We start from the raw sequence: 16,027 nt of genomic DNA on the forward strand, positions 1-16,027 counted from the left end.
AGACACAAGTTTTATTCTGTTGTTAAAATTAAGATTAACAGAACGAGGTTTCTCAAATGATTTCCGATCGGAGCAATTTTTATGTCTCTCCTGAAAACTATCTCGACGGCGAACGAGTTAGCCCCATCAGACATGAGTACCGCCAGGGGGAAATCTTCACAATGGCGGGAGGTACGCAAGCTCATGGCACGATCGTACTCAACCTGGCTACTTTAGTCAGAATGCACCTACGCGGCTCAAAATGTCGTGCGTTTTCAGAAAATATGAAAGTTTGCATCGAAACCGTAAATGCCTATTACTATCCCGATTTACTCGTCACTTGTGACGAACGCGATCGCCACCCCGATCGAGACTTTATTCAATACCCTGTATTGGTGTTAGAAGTTCTTTCGCCTAGTACAGAAGCCTTTGACAGAGGCGCTAAATTCACCGATTATCGAAAACTGGAAACCTTACGAGAATACGTTCTCGTGAGTGGCGATCGCCCTCAAGTGGAATGCTACCGACGGAACAATAACGGCAAATGGGAATTTCAAGCTTACGAAACGGGCGATCGAGTCGATTTTGAAAGCCTAAATCTGAAAATTGAAATCTCAGAAATTTACGAAGATATTTAACAAAATTTAGAAGCCGAATATCTTAACAAAGCACTGTTTCGGATATTCAGCATCTTGTAGATCCCCGGTTTCTAGCAATTTATCGTAGTGGCACGATCGAAGAGGTGCAATGAAAAAAGGATTACTCGAATCGATCTCTGGGGGCTTTTCTAACCAAACCCCTCTGTGTCCTCTGTGTCTCTGTGGTGAAAAATATCACCCCAACATCGCCTCAAACGCCGCTTCCACCTCCCGCGCAAACACTTCCGCGTTCCACAACCGCGACGAATGGCGCGACTGCTGAAGTTTCCACGCCACATCCTGACGTAACCCGGCGTCGGTTCCCAACCGAACCCCCCATTCCACATATTCCTCATCGCTAAACGCGATTCCCTCCGTCACCCCCACCAACTGGAGAAAATCAAAACTGTGGCGACTGGCGAACTGTTCCCCCACCCGCGTTACCAACGGAATTCCCATCCACAGGGTTTCCAGCGTCGTCGTTGCGCCGTTGTAGGGGTAAGTATCGAGAACCACGTCGGCGAGGCTGAGATTGGCGCGGTGAATCGCTTCTGTGGGATCGTTAGGAAGGAAACGCAGGCGATCGCACTCTACCCCTTCTTCTTCCGCCAACCGAGAAAACCACTGACGCAACGCCTCGCGATCGACGTACAATCCTTTAACAATAAAGTAACTATTAGGAACCTGTTTGAGAATTCGCAACTGCAATCGAGCGTTCTCGGGATGACGTTTTGCCCCGGTTTGCGAACTGAAATACACCACCGCATCGGGAGGAATATCGATATCTTCTCGCCGTAACGTGGGAACTCCCACTTCAAATCCATCGACGGCGATAAAGGTTTCGGGAAGTCGCCAGAGTTTCGTGAAATAGTCGCTTTCGGCATTTCCTGGAACGACGCGTGAATCGACGAGAAAATAGTCGATCGCAGGCAATTCCGAAGCGTCGAACCCCAGCCAGGTGACTTGAACGGGAGCAGGTTTTAAGGCTAAAACAGCAGTAGCTTGAGTACAGGTTAAACTATCGAGATCGATTAAAATATCGATGTTGTCGTTGCGAATTATCTCAGCAATTTCGGAGATCGATCGCTTCGAGACATCGCAAAACTTGCTGACACTGCTCGCAATTTCAGCTTGAATTCCGTCAGAGCTATTTTGCAATGAATAGGCGATAATTTCGTATTTTTCTTTATCGTGATATTGCAAAACCCATCTTACCAAATGACCGACAGAGTTCCGGCGAAAGCAACTCGATAGATAGCCGATCTTCTTCAGAGTTTTGGGTCGTTCGAGAACGGCTGGATCGCCGAACTCGTTTCGCAGTTTCCGTTGAAGGAACTCAGATAGCCGAAATCGCAAATCGTGGAGTTTGTGAGGGCTATCTTCCAAGTAGGGTAAAAAGGAGGTTGCTGCGAAGCCTTGAACGATGTCGGGAAGGTCGATTTCAGGATCGACTACAATCAGTTCGTTGAGTTTGGCTTCGAGTTCCTGGTGGAGAATTCGAGCGTTTTCAAACTCACCTCCCGCTCTCAGCAAACCTCGCAATATTAAATAATAAGCGGCGATTTGTTTGGGAAGCGTTTCAGCCCGATTGCAAAATTCTCGAGCTAATTGAGTTGCGTTGGCGTACTGTTGCGTATCTTGATAAAGATTGATTAATTTAACTAAGACTGGCAAGTTCTCCGGCTGCAATTTCAGCCAAAGCTCGGCTAGGGCGATCGCCGTATCGCTCGAAGCCGCATCTTCTTGTAAAATCGGAGCTGCTCGATTGAAAAACTCCTGTTGGATTGATGGGTTGGAAGACGCCGTTTCAACGCAAGTTTCAAACAGACGCCATACCGTCGGAATCGTCAAATCCAAATTCCACAAAGACTCGAAGAGCTGCTTTCGCAAAATCTCCTCGACGGGTTCCGTTTTCAAAGCTTCTAAACTGGCTTGAAACACCGTCTCGTCGAACTCGCCCAACTTCGCCGAAAGCGCCGCCAACCGAAGCCAATTTTCACCATCGTCGGGACGTAATTCCGCGATCGCCCCCCGTATCGTTTGCGCCGATCGCACCTTGGCGATCGCCTCTTGTCGTTGCGCTTCCGCCTCCAACACCGCCGCCAGTTCCGCCGTCAACCGTTCCGTATCCTCGCCAGACATCATCCCCGACAACCACGTGGCTTCGGCGTCGTCTGCATCGCCGCGCAACAGTTGCGTTAAGCCCAAATACCAGTAAAACTCAGAAATATCGGGACGTTGAGAAATTGCCCGTTCGTAGAGAATTCCAGCGCGATCGTACTGTTCCCGTACCAAACACTGATACGCTTGCCACGTCAACCCCTCTTCTCCCGCAGACAGCCGCGACAACTCGATCGCACTCTCTCCAACGATCTCGCGCAGCCACCTTTCCCACTCGTCCGCGCGATTCTCCCAAGTACAATGACGGTTGACCCAATCGACTTGACGTCGCAACGCCGCCTCGTCGTCAAAATCCCGCAACACCGCCACCGTTCGATCGATAAATTCCCGAATATAGACTTCGCGATCGCCTGGAGATGCAAACGCAGCGTGTAACGAGTCCCGAAACGCATTGGGAACCGAAAGTAACTCCCCAAAACCCGCCGTCGTTTCAGGAAGCGCAGCCAACGCACTCGTCACCACTCGACAACCACTGGCTAAGGCTTCCATCACCGAAATACAAGAAGTTTCGGCGAACGTATTCGGATACGCCAACACCGACGCCGCATTGAGATACTCTTTTAACTGAGGCTGCGGAACCGAACCCACGTATTCTACCCCCTCCGTTTCCTGACAGAGACGATACAACCCCCCGTATCGCGACTCGTCGAGTGTGCGATCGACCTGATAGACTTTCATACTCGAGAATACCTGTAACCGCGTTCCAGGGATGGCGTTGCGAATCGAAGGGAACGCTTCTAACAAAACATCCAACCCGCGAAACGGCGTACTCGTATACACCAAAACTGGCGGTTTCGACTTCGCCGCCAAAATTGAGGAATTCTCGGGAAATATCCCTTCAAAAACCGGAGCGATCGCGTTGCGGGTGACGCGAACCCGCTGTGCGTCGATACTAAACTGCTCGCAATACTGCTGTTTCTGCCAGTCGCTCACCAGTGCAAAACGGCGGTAACTATCGCGGATAATGGGATTGTGGAGGTCTGTGACAGATTCTTGGTCGTGGGCGTGTTGCGTCCAGAGAACCATCGGCGTATGGGGACGTAGCAGCGGCTGAACTCGCGCCCCCAAACCGGGATTGCTCACCACCACCAAAACCTCTACCGTAGGCATTAACGCCCTCGTCTCGTCGCTGCGAATCGGAAGACAAGTGACGCCCCGCGACACCTGCGCCGTTGTCGTAGCGTTGACGAGAAACACCTCAATTCCCCGTTTCGCCAACCGTTCGGCGAGATAGCACACCGCCGATTGAGAACCGCCCATCGGTTGCTGGTAGACGGTTTCGATTTGATAGTCCCAATCGATAAAATCGATGAAGGCGATTCTCATAATTCAAACATTAGTTGCGACAGGGCGATCGCAGTGGCAGCGTCTCTTGAGTATTGTAGAACTCAGGATATCCGTTTCGTGCCTTGCGTTCTGGAGAACGTCTTACGACCCCGCCACCGTGTAAATTGGTATAAAGTAAACTGCCCACTCCCAAGGCAAGACCGCAACGGCTGTAGAAAATCCTCTATGACCCTCACCATCTACAACACGCAAACCCGACAGAAAGAACCCTTCAAACCCACCGTTCCCGGTGAGGTCAAAATGTATTGCTGCGGCGTGACAGTTTACGACGATTGCCACCTCGGCCACGCGCGATCGTATATCGTGTGGGATACCGTGCGGCGCTATCTCCTCTGGCGCGGCTACAACGTGCGTTACGTGCAGAACTTTACCGATATCGACGACAAGATCCTCAATCGCGCCAAAGAGCAAGGGCGCACCATGTCTGAGGTATCTCAAGAATACATCGACGCCTACTTCCGCGACATTCGCCAACTCAACGTTAAAGACGCCGACGAATACCCCCGCGTTACCGAACATATCGAAGAAATCTGCGACCTCATTCAACGTCTGATCGATAAAGGCATCGCTTATCCCGCTAACGGAGATGTGTACTACAGCGTGCAAGCCTTCCCCAGTTACGGGAAACTTTCGGGACGGACGGAAGAGCAAATGCAGTCGGGGGCGAGCGGACGCGTCGCTGCTGAAGATACGAAAAAACGGCATCCGTTCGATTTCGCCCTTTGGAAACGTGCCAAACCTGGAGAGCCGTCTTGGGATTCTCCTTGGGGCAAAGGTCGTCCGGGGTGGCACATTGAATGTTCGGCGATGATTCGACGGGTTCTTGGCGAGACCATCGACATTCACGGCGGCGGCGGCGATTTGGTGTTTCCCCACCACGAAAACGAAATCGCGCAATCGGAAGGGGCGACGGGTAAACTGCTAGCCAAATACTGGACGCACAACGGTATGGTACGCGTCAACGGCGAGAAGATGTCCAAATCGTTGGGAAATTTTACGACGATTCGCGAACTGCTCGATCGCTGTGACCCGATGGTGGTACGGTTGTTCGTGTTGCAAGCCCAGTATCGCAAACCCCTCGATTTCACCGACGACGCGATCGCCTCGGCGGAAAACGCCTGGAACACGTTAAAAGAAGGGTTGCTGTTCGGCCGTCAGTTCGGGGAACGATTGGGATGGAATCCTGACGACGATGCCCCTCACCTCGAAGATGTCGCGGAAAAATTCCAAACCGCGATGGACGACGATTTCAATACCTCTGGCGGTTTGGCGGTGGTGTTCGAGTTGGCGAAAGAACTGCGCCGCGTTGGAAATATCCTCATTCACGGCGGCGAGGTAGATGTTTCTCCCGATACCTTACAGCGTCAGTGGATAACGTTGGTGGAACTGGCGGGGGTGTTGGGATTAGAAGCGCAACCCGAGGAAGCCAGCGAATCTCCAGACGGGTTGAGCGACGAAGCCATTCTCGCCCTGATCGAACAGCGTCAAGCGGCGCGGAAAGCCAAGAATTTCGCTGAAGCCGATCGCATTCGCGACGACTTAAAAGAACGTGGCATCGCTCTGATCGATAAACCGGGCGAAACCACGTTCGTTCGAGATTAGGGGTTCGATCGCCCCCGCCGCCTAAGACTGGGATCGCACCTGAAGCCGCTCGCAGGCGATGGAATCCGACAACACTGCACTGGCTACGGTGCCGGTGTATACCTCTAGCTGAGCTGTTGGATAAGACTCGAAAATTAAGCGCTGACCGGGAAATACCACCCGCTCGAAATACCAGTTCGGCACGTTCGAGATGCGGGCAACCTGAATTTTACTACTGCGGTTTGCGTAATAACATAAAATTTGTGTTTTGTCAATAGTTCGGGGTTCGGTTTTGGGTTGAGACTGAGTAGAAACGATCATGGTTATTGAATGTCTGTTTTGTTAACGTTTTTGTTTTAGAGCTTTATCAAAGCGATCGCGATCGCTCCATCGCCGTTTCGACAGAGGAGCGATCGCCGAAAAACCCGGTCATGCGATCGCTCTCCTCGCCATCGGGAACCGGAACGAAAACCCTCAATCCACCTGGAACGCAGGTCAGTTCGAGAGTATCGCGACCGACAACTTCGCCATCGACGACGACATTTTGTGGGGGGGTCGTGCGAACCTTAACAGATTTCGCCTGTAAATAGCCAACGTCCGATCGCTCGGTGGCGCGATCGTTAAATCCCGACCACAGCAAATCGTAAGACGCCGTAATCGCCTCGGTTGGCGTTTCTGGCGCAAACACCGTAACATCGAGCAACCCGTCGTCGGGGCAGACCTGCGCCGGTCCTTGGGCTAAAATCGACGTGGGCGGAGCGGCATTGGCCACCGTCACCGCAGCAGCAGACGCCACTAAAATACGGTCTTCGACTTCGATTTCAACGTTAAAATGCTTCAGGTCTTGCAGTTGCTGAACGCCAGAGAGAACGTAAGCCAACCGTCCGAGTCGCTCTTTCGAGTCCGACTCCGTTTGGACGATGGCCTCAGCACCGACGCCAACACCTGCCCACAACACCATCAGTCGCCCGTCTCCGCAGCGAGCAGCGTCGATCTCTCGGACGTTTCCATCCAAAATGACCTGACAGGCGGCTTCGAGACTATCGGGCAATCCTAACGCGCGAGCGAAAGCGTTCGCCGTTCCTCGGGGAATCGCCCCCACGGGAACCCCGGTTTCGATCGCGGCGGCCATTACCTTCGATACGGTTCCGTCTCCCCCAGCAGCGATCGGTACGGCTCCGACACTCACCGCTTCGCGCGCAAAGCGATCGGTATCGAGATCGGTCGTCGTCGTGCGAATTTCGAGATCGAGTTCTGGGTCGAGCATTGCCCGAATCACCGCCAAGTCGCGATCGGCATCGCCCTGACCGGCGGCTGGATTAAAAATTAGCCATGCTTGAGAAGCCATAGTTTTTGTAAAACGGGGAATTGATGGGTTCGACAACCACACGCGCCTGCATCCACCTTTAGCGTTTGAGTATCGCGTCGCGCTCGGTTGACTTGTTGTTTTCATCTTGAAACCATCGACCCACAAATCTTATTGAACGGTATTCGAGCGATCGCGTGCATCTATCTTTCGGAGGAATTCAGAAACCTGGGATCGCCTATGGTGTCCGTCACAGAGAAATTGTAGAGCGACGATCGAACAGCCATCACAAATCGGACATACTGTCCGGCGCGATCGATTCTCCCGTCCGTTGCTGGAGTCGGTCGGTATCGATCAGATCGCTCAGACGCTCGATCTCGATTCCCAGTTCCTGACCCGCGCGTTTCAAACTCTCGCGAAACTGAGATATGTTATCGCCGTAGCCACACTGCTCGGCCGCCATCGTCTCGCCTTCTTTGGCATTCGCTCGAGCGCAGTTGACCAAATCGATACCTTGAAGAGGGGTAGGTGTCATAATTTGCGACTCCTCAATGGGGGTTTCCATATCTAGTTTAGAAGGTCAGTCGAGAGCGGTAACTTTTGCAAGAATTCTCTCCCGGAACGGACTGCGTTCTCGTCGATCCAGCGAATTCGCAGCGATAAACCCTGAAATTCGAGCTGTAAGGTTGAATTCGTCCAGACACGCGATCGCACGGCCAACCCCTCGAAACGGGACATTAAGTGTTTTGAATTTTCGCCACGTTCTCTTCCCAATGCTTCCCATCGAAGGGTTCGATCGCAAACTCGGCTAAAACATCCCCATCCAGACACCGCAGATTCACATCGTAGCAATCGGGATGAGAGCGAGGGCGATAAAACGGGTGAATCCCACAAGTCTTACAAAACAGGTGTTTCGCCACTCCCGTATTGAACTGATACGTCGTCAACGCATCCTCACCCTTCAGCAGCGTAAACCGTTCTGGCGGAACGATGAGATGGAGAAATCCCTTCTTCGTACAAATCGAACAGTTGCAATCGATCGCTTTCAGGTCGTCCACCTCGATACGAAACCGCACTGCACCGCAATGACACCCACCTTCGTAAACCTTCGTCATCTTCTAATCTCCTGACGTTTTAGGATATTCCCAGTGTCCTACAGATCCCGAACCTCTCATGGCTGACTACGGAATCGTTCTCGTTACCGCTTCTTCGGCCGACGAAGCCAAAGCGATCGCCAAAACCCTCGTTGAAGAACGTCTCGCCGCCTGCGTGTCGATGACTCCCGTGCGATCGATCTACACCTGGCAGGGTAACATCGAAGAGGACGAAGAATGGCAACTGGTTATCAAAACCGACTTAATGCAGTTCGATCGCCTCGCCTCCCGAGTTTGCCAACTCCACCGCTACGACGTACCCGAAATTATCGCCGTTCCCATCGTCAACGGTTCCGCCGCCTATCTCGATTGGATTGGCGAACAATGCCAGTCTACCGACTAACGCACCTCGATTTCCCGCTCCAATTCTGCAATAACTTCCCCATCGCGAATTAACCGATACTCCCCTCGCCAAGTTCCCGACAAAATCGGACGTTGAGCAGTATCCCGCTTCCCGACGCCGTTGGCCCAAGTTTTCTGGGACGATTCGGCGGTTTGTTCGTAATCCGTGATGACGTTTCCTTGCGGATCGAGCAGTCGGAAATGTTCCACATCTCCCTCGAGGAGTCCGTAGCCGTGAACCCAGAAGAAAATCAACGGGATGTCGCCAGACAAACTCGCGTCTTTATAGTCTCCATCCCAGAGGCGATCGAGTGTAATCTGTTCGCTAGAAAACCCAGCTCTGAGAATTCCCGTCGGCTCGTACTCTAACGCATCTTCCCACAACGGACGGCGAGTGACGTTGCATCCCGTTTCTTCAGAAACACCGACAAACGGATCGACGACTTCCCCTCGATTGCGTACCGTGATGTGAACGTGGGGAAACGTGGTTTTTCCTGAGAGTCCCACTTCTCCTAAAACGTCTCCTTGCTGCACCTGTTGTCCCGCTTCGACGGCGACGCTTCCTTGTTTGAGATGACAGTATTGTGTTTCCCAACCGTCGCCGTGGTCGATAACCATTCCGTTCCCGCATTCTTTCCCCGCCTCTTCCACTTCGGCGATGTCTTCTGCTGTAGTCAGGCGGCGATCGCTCTCTCCATCTCGCAACCGCAACACCGTTCCATCTGCGGCGGCTAACACGGCGACGCCTTCTTCCATAATCGCCTCGTCGGAAATGGCGAAATCCGTTCCTTTATGACCGTCGTAAGTTTGGCGTCCGCAACCGAAATCGATCTCGCCAGAACTGGGATCGCGATCGACATAGAGCATCGTAAAACAGTCTTCTCCCAACGTGCAATCGATGGGAGGAATTAAGCGAACCCAATCGGAATCGGGCGATTCTACGGATTGGGAAACGGTATCGGAAACGGGGGGTTCGGTGGCGGTGGAAGTGGGTTCTTTGGAATTACAACTGCTCAACCCCCAGAGACTTCCGAGAAGTAGGAGGAGGGAGAGGGTGTGACGGGATAGGGGAATCATCGGTGAAATGCGATTTCAGCACTTCCTATTTTAGATCGATCGCTTTCGTTTTTTTGGGAATGGGACGTTCTCGATTTTTGGGAACTTTTTTGAGTGGAGTTTCGTCTCCTAAAAGATTGATTGAAATTCACCACAGAGACACAGAGAACACAGAGGGAGTTAGGGGTCGTTTTTTTGTCTTTCGGCTTGAATGCTGGATTCGATCGCATCGAGGGTTTTTACTGCCAACCGTTTCGCTTCGAGTCGAAATCCCCATTTCTGGATGTTGAACGCTGCCGCAAAGCCGACGACGGTGGCGATGAAATCGAGCGGTTGCGACGCAGAAATCCCCAGTAACAGCCCCAATCCGCCAATTCCCCAGAAGGGAAGGGCGACGGTTTGACGTTGGGTTTCGACGAGCTTCGCCAAGAAGTTATTGGGAATGTCAGCTAAGATTTGTTCTCGAACTTTAGCTTGTTGCGGATAGGGAACGGCAAGACCGAATTTCGGACGAAGTTTTTCGATTTTACGAGCTTCGGTACTGTATTCCAAAACTTCGTCTTCTGCCATTGCAATTAGATGTTCTTTTTGTCCCATAAAGTTAAATGTTTTTTGTTTTAGAGAATGTTTGTTGAAACAACGATCTGGGTCAGCTTGAAATTATTTTAAGACACGTTTTATGTGAATGCGATCGCATGAAATGCAACTTCGACCTCGATCGCTTTTTAATTATAGGGCAAAAAACACTCGAATTTACGTCTGACACCGTAGATTGTATGCTAGTATGCTTACGAGATTTCGTTTGACAATCTGTTTGTCAATTATATAAGATCGCTATATCGCTCGACCCAATCTACCCCAGACTCATATTTTTTTAAACGTTTTTACAAAAGTGAGATGAACCCATCGAGAAATTATTTTTTTGTAAAAAAGTCTAATTTTTAGAACTTTCGGAGCCATCGAGTGTCATCGCCGAGTATTGCAGAAAAACCCAGAATTTCACAACTTAATCTCGATATCAAAGCAGCCGTCGCACGAGAAGCAACGACTGCCCTCGAACATTTCTCCACATTTGGACTGAAAGAAAACCGTCGTTTTAGTCTCGCCTTCGATGCCGAAAACTCAAACACTACGGAATCCCAGGAGATTAGAGGGTGACAAGGAGAGGGAGGGCAGGAGGAGAACAGGGAAGAGAGGGAGATGGGGAGAAACTATCAACGATCGACTATCGACCTCATCTTGGGCTAAGCTCGATACGATCTTGCTCGAGAGGTGTTCCATGTCTTACGAACGCGAAAAGGAAGTGGCCGTGCGGGCGGCGATCGCTGCCTCCAAACTCTGTCAGCGCGTGCGCCAGGATATCCCGACCGCGATGGAAAAACAGGATAAAAGTCCCGTGACCGTGGCTGACTACGGCTCGCAAGCGTTAGTCTGTAAAGCCTTGGCTGAAGCGTTTCCCGACGATTCTGTGGTTGGAGAGGAAGACGCTACTGCCCTTCGTCAAGCTGAGATGTCGAACGCCTTGACCAAAGTAACGGGATATGTTAAAGAAATCGAAGCGAATGCCACGGAAGAAGACGTTCTGACGTGGATCGATCGCGGTAACGGTAAAATTGCCCCGCGTTTCTGGACGCTCGATCCCATCGACGGCACGAAAGGCTTTCTCCGACAAGATCAGTACGCCGTCGCCTTGGCGTTGATCGACGAGGGAGAAGTCAAACTGGGGGTGTTAGCGTGTCCTGCCCTGGCTGTCGATACCCGAGATCCCGGCATCTTGTTCGTGGCCGTACGCGGAGAAGGCGCGCAGATGATGCCTCTTGCGGGCGGCCAGGCCGAAGCGATCGCCGTGTGTGACGCCGACAACCGAGCGAACTTGCGCTTCGTCGAGAGCGTGGAGTCCAGCCACGGCAACCCCGCCCAGCAAGACGCCGTAGCCCGAGCGGTCGGTATCGTCACCCCGTCGCTACGGATGGACTCCCAAGCCAAATACGGAGCGGTCGCTTCGGGACAGGCGGCGTTGTACCTACGGCTCCCCTCTCCCAAAACGCCCGATTATCGAGAAAATATTTGGGATCACGCCGCTGGAGCGATCGTCGTCGAAGAAGCTGGAGGACGCGTCAGCGACATGAATGGAAAACCGCTGGATTTCAGCCGCAATGTTAAGCTGAAAGAGAATCGCGGGGTTGTTGTCAGTAACGGCACGATTCACGATACTGTTCTCGAAGCCCTGAAAAACATCGCCCAATAGCTGCGATATTCTCGGAATTTCGACCGTCGGAATCTCAACTGTGGAAATTGCACCCGTCGGAACGACTCGGCTCGATCGAATTCCGGCGGTGACAGCGATCGCGACTCACCCGACTTTTGCTTAATCCGTGATGAACGAGGCCAGTCAAATCATCTACCCGACGTTTACCCTGTTTCTCTACGACTTACAAGAGGAATTGGGTCAAGATGCTGAAAAAATCCGTCGAAACCGCCATCGCTTTTGGCGAAAAATCGATGCTGACCTCGATCGCGACTACGAGGAACTCGACGAGGGCGCGCACCGACGACTCGACGAACTCGCCACGCTCGAAAAACCCGAAGCCACTGCTGTCGAACTGTTTGCCGAGGCTCCTGCTGGCAAGCGATCGCTCGAGGACGATCTCGACGGCTACCTTTACGCTCTGCAACTCGGCGACACCTACGCCTTGCAAGTGAACTACGCCGGAAAAGTTCGGGGACAAGGACAACTGGATTTCGCGGCGAAATCCCTCGATCGCTTGCCGGAAATGCAACGGACGATGTTGTCGCTCCTCGATCGCGGAGGGGGCGATCGAAACGGCGGCGCGACGCTATCCCCCGAAAAACAGGGCAATATCGGTCAAACCTGGCTGCTCTGGGCGAAACTCCCCGGCAACCATCCCGAATCGTCTCAAGTCGCCCGAGCCTGTCGCCAACAGCTCGTTCCCGAAGGGCAGTGGGAAAAACCCCAATCGACTCGGGGACGCTTTGCCGGAGCGAACCTTTACGAAGTCTGGCAAGCGCCCCTAGATTGGGAACATCCCGGCCGCGAAAACCAACACTTACTGCTGCTGCTGTTTCCTCCCCGACAAACCCTCGACGGGGTGCGGCAAACGATGGAAACACTTTACCCCTATCTGTTACGGTTGTGCTGCTACCGCAATAAAATTGTTTGGGCGTACTCCCGCAGTCGGGGTCTCAAACGCCAGTTAAAGGCTGATTATATCGAAATCGAAACCATTGCCGCCGCTTTGGGGGCGCAACTGCGCGATCGCGACGGTTCGTCGGAGTTTTGCCCCCTCGTCCTCGATCGCTTGCGGGAAAAGCTCGTCGAAACCCTGGAACTGTCGGCTCGTTACGCCCGACACCTCAACAACCTCGACCACCAAGCTCGCACGATTCGGGCGAATTCGGCCAACTATACCCAACAGGTTAGAAAAATTGCCGAGCTAGATGCCGATAGCCAGCTCGACGTTCTCTCGGAATTCGCCGACGGACCGGCCGAGACCTATCGCCTGCAAATCGAAACCGATCTGGCGCGATTTGCTGTCGGCTCGGAATTGTTACAAAACGTTATAAATACCCTCAACGGGGCGATCGATCTCCAGCAAGCAAACCCCATTGGTGGAGAATCGGAACGGCTCGGGCGCGACGTTACGACCGCCTTCGTTTCCGTGGGAGTGGGAATTGCCACGACCCAAGCAACGAGCCTCGTTTGGGCAACGCAGTCACTCAAGGCAGATAAAACGACCGTTTCGCCCTTTTCCGGATTCTTACTGAGCCTGGTTACAGGGCTTGTGGGGAGCGCGATCGCTTGGAAACTCTGTCGGTCTCGATAATGGCGATCGATGTCATATCAATAAATTCAATTGCTTAAAAGATCCTATCAGACTGACATATTGGTTCCTCAAACGTTACAATCGATTTTTGTAACTTCTATCTTTTAACCGTTTTCTGGAATGGCAGACACGATCGCATCTTCTAACGACTTAACCAACCATCTGACAACGAACGAGTTGTCTGGCGACAGCCGTGTTAACGAGCTTCGCAATCTCGTTGAAAGCCTGCACATCGCCGACGAAATCGCCGAAAAAGGCTATCTCGTCAGCAGTTCCGAGCTGGCCGCACTCATCGACATTAACTCGAGTGCCGTGACCAGTCGCGGCGACCACTGGGTTTGGCGCAACTGGGTCGTCTCTCGAGTCCGACGCGAAGGAAATCAAATTCTGTGGCAACTCGAGCGGGTCGATTGAACCGCAACGATAAGCTGTCCTCAAAGTTGAGAGCGAAGACTGAGGGCGTCAAACAGCCGTTTCGCGCTTTCAGTCCTCTCGAACGTCTGACGCGTCTTCTGCTGCCTCGATCTCGATGTCTAAATCCCAGCGCTCGAGGGTCACACCTAACAATCGCTCGAGCGCTGTCTGTGCGTTGAGATAGGCGATCGCGGCGTTGAGTTCCCGGTTTTCTGCGCTGACTAGCTCGTTTTCTAACGTTACGAGATCGAGCAGTCGAATGTTTCCTACCCCGAGTCGCAACTTTTCTCGCTCGTTTTCTAACTGTTCCTGTGCCAGTTCCCGCGCCCGTTGTGCCAGTTCCACCTGACGGAATTTCGCCTCGAGATCCCGCACGGCGTCGCGCAAATCGATACTCAAATCTTCTTTAACGTTATCGATCCGGTTTTTCAAGGTCTGTACTGCCGTTTCTTGTCGCGCCACCGCCACGTCTAAGCGATCGTCGCCGAAAAACGCTCGCCTCAACACCAACGCCGCTCGCCATTCCCCGTTCGTATCGCGGAATCCTTCTAACCCTTGGCGATATCGCGCGTCGAAATCTAACTGCCATCGTCGCGCGTCCTCGGCTAACAACAAATTGAGTTGGGTTCGTTCGAGTTGTAGCAGTAATTGTAAGTATTCAGGATTGCTCTGCAACGCGACGGCCACGAGGCGATCGAGCTGTAAGCGATCGCGATCGAACTCGGGAATCGACGGCGACTCAACGGCTGTCGGGATCGCCTCGCGATCGAGATCTAACACTTGTAACAAATCTAACTGCGCCTGACCCAACGCGTTTTGCGCTTCGACGACGCTCACTTCTCGGTTGGCCACCTGAGTTTGAGAGGTGACTAACTCGATCGGTGCCAAGCGTCCCCCTTCAATGAGCGCCTGCGTGACCTCGACTTGAGTTCTCGCGTTCTCGAGGGCGAATTGCTGAATTTCGAGGCTTTCCTGGGCTTGCAACAGCCGACGGTACGCGCCGATCGCCTGCGTTATCGTATCCATGAGCGTGGCTTTCAACGCCAAATAGGCCGAGCGATCCTCGAGACGGACGATGTCGATCGAGGCTCGGTTGACAGTGGTTCCCGCCCCCTGTAACAGCGGCTGAACGAACTGCACCTGTACGTCCTGATTCACCGTATCCACCTGGAAAAAATCGTTCCCCGTGGCGTCGAATCCCGGATCGCTTGACGATCCGATGCTGGCTTCGATCGAAGCCCCCGTGGGCAACCGAACCTCGACTCGCGCGTTCAACCGCAAAGCGTCGCGATTCGTCGAAGACTCTTCGAGCCAATTGCGATCGGCAGCGATCGTCACTTCCGGCGTAAAATCGGGAACGAATTTATCTTCTGCCGACGCAAGCTCCCGCAACGACAGCAACCGCTCGAGATAGGCGTTTTCAATGTCGCGGTTGTTCTGCAACGCCAACACCACCGCCTCGGATAGTTCGAGTTCGAGCCGTTCCCCCCGAACCTCTGGCAGCGACCAGGTTTCGAGCGGCTCGGACGGCGCAGTGGGAGACGGCGAAGTTGGAGGGGGCGCAGTTTCGGCCTCTGAATCGTCAGAGGAACTGTCCGCGTTCTCGGCGATCGCGCCAGATTTTGGCGTCGTTGGTGAAACGGGGAAGTCTGACGAGTGGGAGTTCGAGACAGGCGTGCGATCGCCCGTCGTCGGAGGAGAAGACGGTTCTTCCGATAACGCAACGTCCCTCGGCGCGGGAGGATGCCAAAACGGAACAGTCCGTTCCGAGGGAGTATCTTCGAGTTTGAATTGAGGGGTCGCCACGCGAAACGCTTGAGGGTCGATCGCCTGTCGAGGCGACGGCATCTCCCCCTTTGAAGACAGTATCGCCTTTGACAGTGTCGCCTTTGCCGAACCTTCCCTTATCTCACTTCTCGGCGCGAACCGCCATCCCAACAGCAGCGTACTGGAAGCACCCAACACCATCGAGCCGAGCGCGATCCAGCGAACTGTGGCTAAATCAAAAGAAGGTGGACGCTGTGACATTGAGTTGAGAATTGTAATTGACAATTGAGAGGGAACAGTCACCAGTCACCAGTCACCAGTCACCAGTCACCAGTCACCAGTCACCAGTCACCAGTGAAGACAGCAAACAGGTAACAGTTTCTCCCCCTCTCCCCCTCTCCCTTTCTCCCCCTCTCC

The 16,027-nt window shown here is 53.0% G+C and carries 14 protein-coding genes; 6 read left to right on the top strand and 8 right to left on the bottom strand.

What is annotated here, in order from left to right:
• Nucleotides 1-56 precede the first annotated feature (56 nt).
• A complete protein-coding gene (locus tag POG22_RS24110; protein WP_063715382.1) occupies nt 57-617 on the top strand; it encodes a Uma2 family endonuclease in 561 nt (186 codons plus the stop codon).
• Nucleotides 618-812: 195 nt separating this feature from the next.
• Here POG22_RS24110 and POG22_RS24115 read toward each other — a convergent pair whose 3' ends face one another.
• Nucleotides 813-4,124 carry an O-linked N-acetylglucosamine transferase family protein gene (locus tag POG22_RS24115; RefSeq protein ID WP_498907420.1) on the bottom strand — a complete coding sequence of 1,104 codons (3,312 nt, stop codon included), beginning with the start codon at nt 4,122-4,124 and terminating at the stop codon, nt 813-815.
• Between the two features lie 186 nt (nt 4,125-4,310).
• On the opposite strand from POG22_RS24115, the gene cysS reads away from it, so the two are divergent.
• Nucleotides 4,311-5,747 (top strand): cysteine--tRNA ligase, encoded by a 1,437-nt coding sequence (gene cysS / locus POG22_RS24120; RefSeq protein ID WP_498907421.1) that lies wholly within the window; start codon nt 4,311-4,313, stop codon nt 5,745-5,747.
• A gap of 21 nt (nt 5,748-5,768) precedes the next feature.
• On the opposite strand, the gene POG22_RS24125 is transcribed toward cysS, so the two are convergent.
• The 4 genes from POG22_RS24125 to POG22_RS24140 form a co-directional block, all read right to left on the bottom strand.
• Entirely contained in the window at nt 5,769-6,047 is a 279-nt protein-coding gene (locus POG22_RS24125; RefSeq protein WP_498907422.1) for a DUF1830 domain-containing protein, read from the bottom strand.
• A gap of 46 nt (nt 6,048-6,093) precedes the next feature.
• Entirely contained in the window at nt 6,094-7,074 is a 981-nt protein-coding gene (locus POG22_RS24130) for a YegS/Rv2252/BmrU family lipid kinase (RefSeq protein WP_017661311.1), read from the bottom strand.
• Between the two features lie 244 nt (nt 7,075-7,318).
• Complete coding sequence (locus POG22_RS24135; protein WP_223307359.1) at nt 7,319-7,567, bottom strand: hypothetical protein; 249 nt, start codon at nt 7,565-7,567, stop codon at nt 7,319-7,321.
• Nucleotides 7,568-7,769: 202 nt separating this feature from the next.
• Entirely contained in the window at nt 7,770-8,147 is a 378-nt protein-coding gene (locus tag POG22_RS24140; protein WP_063715379.1) for a GFA family protein, read from the bottom strand.
• 58 nt (nt 8,148-8,205) lie between these two features.
• Here POG22_RS24140 and cutA point away from each other — a divergent pair, with 58 nt between their 5' ends.
• Nucleotides 8,206-8,529, top strand: coding sequence for a divalent-cation tolerance protein CutA (gene cutA, locus POG22_RS24145; protein WP_498907423.1), 324 nt, complete (start codon nt 8,206-8,208; stop codon nt 8,527-8,529).
• Here cutA and POG22_RS24150 read toward each other — a convergent pair.
• Both POG22_RS24150 and POG22_RS24155 read right to left on the bottom strand, forming a co-directional pair.
• Nucleotides 8,526-9,605: a M23 family metallopeptidase gene (locus tag POG22_RS24150; protein WP_498907424.1), complete on the bottom strand. Its 1,080-nt coding sequence runs from the start codon at nt 9,603-9,605 to the stop codon at nt 8,526-8,528. The genes cutA and POG22_RS24150 overlap by 4 nt on opposite strands.
• Before the next feature lie 159 nt (nt 9,606-9,764).
• Complete coding sequence (locus tag POG22_RS24155; RefSeq protein WP_498907425.1) at nt 9,765-10,181, bottom strand: hypothetical protein; 417 nt, start codon at nt 10,179-10,181, stop codon at nt 9,765-9,767.
• Nucleotides 10,182-10,863: 682 nt separating this feature from the next.
• Between POG22_RS24155 and POG22_RS24160 the strand changes: the two genes are divergently transcribed.
• The 3 genes from POG22_RS24160 (at nt 10,864) to POG22_RS24170 (ending at nt 13,843) form a co-directional block, all read left to right on the top strand.
• Complete coding sequence (locus tag POG22_RS24160; protein WP_498907426.1) at nt 10,864-11,832, top strand: 3'(2'),5'-bisphosphate nucleotidase; 969 nt, start codon at nt 10,864-10,866, stop codon at nt 11,830-11,832.
• A 130-nt stretch (nt 11,833-11,962) separates the two neighbouring features.
• Complete coding sequence (locus tag POG22_RS24165; protein ID WP_498907427.1) at nt 11,963-13,429, top strand: hypothetical protein; 1,467 nt, start codon at nt 11,963-11,965, stop codon at nt 13,427-13,429.
• A 120-nt stretch (nt 13,430-13,549) separates the two neighbouring features.
• Nucleotides 13,550-13,843 (top strand): hypothetical protein, encoded by a 294-nt coding sequence (locus POG22_RS24170; RefSeq protein ID WP_017661299.1) that lies wholly within the window; start codon nt 13,550-13,552, stop codon nt 13,841-13,843.
• Between the two features lie 69 nt (nt 13,844-13,912).
• Here the strand turns inward: POG22_RS24170 and POG22_RS24175 are convergent, their stop codons facing one another.
• The gene (locus POG22_RS24175; RefSeq protein ID WP_498907428.1) at nt 13,913-15,871 is read right to left on the bottom strand and encodes a TolC family protein; all 1,959 of its coding nucleotides are present in this window, start codon (nt 15,869-15,871) and stop codon (nt 13,913-13,915) included.
• Nucleotides 15,872-16,027 lie beyond the last annotated feature (156 nt).

This window comes from Geitlerinema sp. CS-897, from assembly GCF_028368005.1.
In the GTDB taxonomy this organism is placed as follows: domain Bacteria; phylum Cyanobacteriota; class Cyanobacteriia; order Cyanobacteriales; family Geitlerinemataceae; genus Baaleninema; species Baaleninema simplex.

Coding starts and splice junctions, on each gene's coding strand:
- POG22_RS24110 (WP_063715382.1), top strand. CDS start 57: ATGATTTCCGATCGGAGCAATTTTTATGTCTCTCCTGAAAACTATCTC.
- POG22_RS24115 (WP_498907420.1), bottom strand. CDS start 4,124: ATGAGAATCGCCTTCATCGATTTTATCGATTGGGACTATCAAATCGAA.
- cysS (WP_498907421.1), top strand. CDS start 4,311: ATGACCCTCACCATCTACAACACGCAAACCCGACAGAAAGAACCCTTC.
- POG22_RS24125 (WP_498907422.1), bottom strand. CDS start 6,047: ATGATCGTTTCTACTCAGTCTCAACCCAAAACCGAACCCCGAACTATT.
- POG22_RS24130 (WP_017661311.1), bottom strand. CDS start 7,074: ATGGCTTCTCAAGCATGGCTAATTTTTAATCCAGCCGCCGGTCAGGGC.
- POG22_RS24135 (WP_223307359.1), bottom strand. CDS start 7,567: ATGACACCTACCCCTCTTCAAGGTATCGATTTGGTCAACTGCGCTCGA.
- POG22_RS24140 (WP_063715379.1), bottom strand. CDS start 8,147: ATGACGAAGGTTTACGAAGGTGGGTGTCATTGCGGTGCAGTGCGGTTT.
- cutA (WP_498907423.1), top strand. CDS start 8,206: ATGGCTGACTACGGAATCGTTCTCGTTACCGCTTCTTCGGCCGACGAA.
- POG22_RS24150 (WP_498907424.1), bottom strand. CDS start 9,605: ATGATTCCCCTATCCCGTCACACCCTCTCCCTCCTCCTACTTCTCGGA.
- POG22_RS24155 (WP_498907425.1), bottom strand. CDS start 10,181: ATGGGACAAAAAGAACATCTAATTGCAATGGCAGAAGACGAAGTTTTG.
- POG22_RS24160 (WP_498907426.1), top strand. CDS start 10,864: ATGTCTTACGAACGCGAAAAGGAAGTGGCCGTGCGGGCGGCGATCGCT.
- POG22_RS24165 (WP_498907427.1), top strand. CDS start 11,963: ATGAACGAGGCCAGTCAAATCATCTACCCGACGTTTACCCTGTTTCTC.
- POG22_RS24170 (WP_017661299.1), top strand. CDS start 13,550: ATGGCAGACACGATCGCATCTTCTAACGACTTAACCAACCATCTGACA.
- POG22_RS24175 (WP_498907428.1), bottom strand. CDS start 15,871: ATGTCACAGCGTCCACCTTCTTTTGATTTAGCCACAGTTCGCTGGATC.